The sequence below is a fragment of the Mesorhizobium sp. M7A.F.Ca.MR.362.00.0.0 genome, assembly GCF_004023175.1.
Classification (GTDB): Bacteria; Pseudomonadota; Alphaproteobacteria; order Rhizobiales; family Rhizobiaceae; genus Mesorhizobium.
Map to the genome: position 1 here is coordinate 1 of NZ_RZTF01000525.1, position 3,654 is coordinate 3,654.

The following is a 3,654-nucleotide window of genomic DNA, read 5'->3' on the forward strand; positions in this document are numbered from 1 at the left end:
ATGAGGGGCAGCGCGACCCTGCCGCATGACATCGAAGCGACGAAGGGTCGGCAATCGTGACTTCCAGCCAATCTCACCGTCTCACGTCGGGCGGTCTCATCGACCGCTCGGTGCCACTGAACTTCCGTTTCGACGGCAAGATTTTCTCCGGCTTCCAGGGCGACACGCTCGCCTCGGCGCTGATCGCCAACGGCGTCAAGCTGGTCGGCCGATCGTTCAAATACCATCGCCCGCGCGGTATTCTCACCGCTGGTTCGGAAGAACCCAACGCGCTGGTCGAGCTGCGCACCGGCGCACGGCGCGAGCCGAACACCAAGGCGACGACAGCCGAACTCTATGACGGGCTCGAGGCCGCCAGCCAGAACCGATGGCCGTCGCTGCGCCACGATGTGATGTCGGTGAACCAGCTGTTCGCGCCGATCTTCGTCGCCGGCTTCTACTACAAGACCTTCATGTGGCCGGCGAAGTTCTGGGAAGCGATCTACGAGCCGGCGATCCGCCGCGCCGCCGGCCTCGGCCGTGCCTCAGGCATCGCCGATCCCGATCACTACGACAAGGCATGGGCGCATTGCGATGTGCTGATCGCCGGTTCAGGTCCGGCCGGTTTGGCCGCGGCATTGGCAGCCGGCCGCGCTGGCGCCCGCGTCATCCTGTGCGAAGAGGATGTTGTCCCCGGCGGCCGCCTGCTGTCGGATGGCGGCACGATCGATGGTGTGCCGGCAGCCGAATGGCTGTCGCGGACGCTGGCTGAATTGGCCGATATGCCCGATGTCCGCATCATGACCCGCACGACATTGTTCGGGGTCTATGATGGCGGCACCTATGGCGCGATCGAGCGGGTCAACGACCACCTGCCCTCGCCGCCTCAGCATCAGGTGCGCCAGCGGCTGTGGCGGATCGTGGCGAAGCGCTGCGTTGTCGCGGCCGGCGCCATCGAACGGCCGATCGTCTTTGCCGGCAACGACACGCCCGGTGTTATGATGGCGTCCGCCATGCGCACCTATGTCGCGCGCTATGCGGCGACACCGGCAAAGCGCCTCGCGCTGTTCACCAACAATGAGGATGGCTGGCGTACGGTCGAGACTGCACTCGGGGCCGGCCTGCAGATCGCGGCGGTCATCGACGCACGGTCCGAAGTGTCGCCGGCGCATCGTTCGCTGGCCTCCAAGGGCGGCTTCCCGGTGCTGCATGGTTCCGTCAGCGGCGTCGATGGCGGCAAGGATGGCGTCAGGAAAATCGCGGTCTCGCTGACCGGTGGCGCGCGCGCCGAGGTCGAAGCGGACGGCCTCGCGGTCTCTGGCGGCTGGAACCCGGCTGTCGGGCTGACTTCCTACCATCGTGGCCGGCCGAAATGGCAGAACGACATATCTGCCTTCGTGCCGGACGGCGCGCCTCCAGGCATGGTCGCCGCGGGTGCCGCCAATGGCGATTTCGGCCTCGGCGCCTGCCTGAGCCAGGGATTTGCCGCCGGCGCGGCAGCGGCGCGTGACACGGGACATAGCGGCACAGTGGGTATCGCGCCTGCCGCCGACGACGAGGCATTCTCGCTGACGCCGCTATGGCACGTCGCCGGCAAGGGCAAGGCTTTTGTCGATTACCAGCACGACGTCACCGCCTCCGACATCGAACTGGCGCAGCGCGAAGGCTTTGAATCCGTCGAGCACCTGAAGCGCTACACGACGCTCGGCATGGCGACCGACCAGGGCAAGACCTCGAATGTCGCCGGCCTTGCCATCATGGCCGCGGTCAGCGGCCGTTCGATCCCCGAGACCGGCACGACGATCTACCGGCCACCTTACGTGCCGGTCGCCATCGGCGCCTTCGCCGGCCATCACCGCGACGAGACGTTCCATGCGACGCGGCTGACGCCGTCGCACCACTGGGCGACCGAACAGGGCGCAATCTTCGTCGACACCGGCCTGTGGAAGCGCGCGCAATGGTACCCGCGCGCCGGTGAGAAGGACTGGCTGGAATCGGTGACCCGCGAGGTCAAGGCGGTGCGCGGCGGCGTCGGCTTCTGCGATGTCTCGACGCTCGGCAAGATCGACGTGCACGGTCCCGATGCCGGCGCTTTCCTGGATCGCGTCTACATCAACACCTTCTCCAGCCTCGCCGTTGGCAAGGCGCGCTATGGGCTGATGCTGCGCGAGGACGGCATCGTCTATGACGATGGCACGACATCGCGGCTAGCCGAGGATCATTACTTCCTGACCACCACCACGGCCAAGGCCGGGCTGGTGATGCAGCATCTCGAATTCTGCCGCCAGGTGCTGTTCCCGGAGCTCGACGTGCAGCTCACTTCCGTCTCCGACCAGTGGGCGCAATTCTCGATCGCCGGGCCGAAGACACGCGACCTGCTCAGGGAAATCGTCGACCCGGCCGAAGACCTTTCCAACGAAGGCTTTCCATTCATGGGCGCGCGCGAAGTAGCACTTCGCGGGGGCCTGAGGGCACGGCTGTTCCGTATCTCGTTCTCAGGCGAGATGGCTTTCGAGATTTCGGTGCCGGCGCGCTTTGGCGATGCCATGGCGCGCAATTTGATGCTGGCCGGCGCGCCGTTCGGCGTGACGCCTTACGGCACCGAGGCGCTCGGCGTCATGCGCGTCGAAAAGGGCCACATCGCCGGACCGGAACTGAGCGGCACGACGACGGCGGCCGATCTTGGCCTGGGCAAGATGATGTCGACCAAGAAAGACTATATCGGCCGCGTCATGGCCGGACGCGAGGCGCTGGTAGCCCCGGACCGGCAGGTCGTCGTCGGCATCAAGCCGACGGACAAGGCACGCCGGCTGCGCTCCGGTGCGCACATCATCCCGAAGGGACAGACACCCGGCCCCGGCAACGACCAGGGCTATGTCACCTCGGTCTGCTTCTCGCCGACGTCGGATCAGTGGATCGGGCTCGCGCTTGTCGAACGCGGCCGCGAACGCATCGGCGAGATCGTGCATGGGCATGACCCGTTGCGCGGCGAAGACTACGATGTCGAACTCTGCAATCCCGTCTTCTACGATCCGGATGGAGGGCGCCAGCGTGGTTGATTTTTCCTGGGCTCCCCGCAGTCCCCTTGAAAAGGCGCTTGTTGCCGGCGTGCATGGTGCACGCGGTATCGAGGCCGGCGTCTCGCTGACCGAGATCCGCAATTTTGATCTGATCCAGATCATGGCGAGGCGCGGCCAAGGGGCTGATCTGGCGAAAGCGGCCAAGGCCCGTTTCGGCGCGGTGCCACCGGATGCGCCGAAGGCGGTACAGACTCCGGAGACTCCGGATGCCACGCTGATCTGGTCGGGGCCGGATCAGTTCTTCGTTCTGTCAAACGGCGGCAAGCACACGACGCAGACGTTGACGCCGGCATTCTCCGGCTCCGCCTCGCTGTCGGATCAGTCGCATGCACGGGTCTTGATCAGCATTTCGGGCGTCAAGGCACGCACCATGCTGGCGAAACTGTCTTCGATCGACTTGCACCCAACGACGTTCCCGGTTGGCGCCGCCGCCGCGACATCGATGGATCACACCAGCGTCACGCTCTGGCGCGGCGGCGATCGGCCGGATGGGCAGGCGGTGTTCAACCTTCTGGTGTTTGCGACCTTCGCCGAAAGCCTTTGGCATACGGTGCTGGATTCGGGTGCGGAGTATGGTGTCGATATCCGCCACAGC

General features: G+C 65.8%; 2 protein-coding genes. Both read left to right on the forward strand.

Annotated features, from left to right (window positions below; all coding sequences use genetic code 11):
- The first annotated feature begins 56 nt into the window (after positions 1-56).
- Positions 57-3,038 carry a sarcosine oxidase subunit alpha gene (locus tag EOC06_RS34430; RefSeq protein WP_128309905.1) on the forward strand — a complete coding sequence of 994 codons (2,982 nt, stop codon included), beginning with the start codon at positions 57-59 and terminating at the stop codon, positions 3,036-3,038.
- The coding region (locus EOC06_RS34435) for a sarcosine oxidase subunit gamma (RefSeq protein WP_128309906.1) at positions 3,031-3,654 on the forward strand (624 nt) is incomplete at its 3' end. The genes EOC06_RS34430 and EOC06_RS34435, both read left to right, overlap by 8 nt.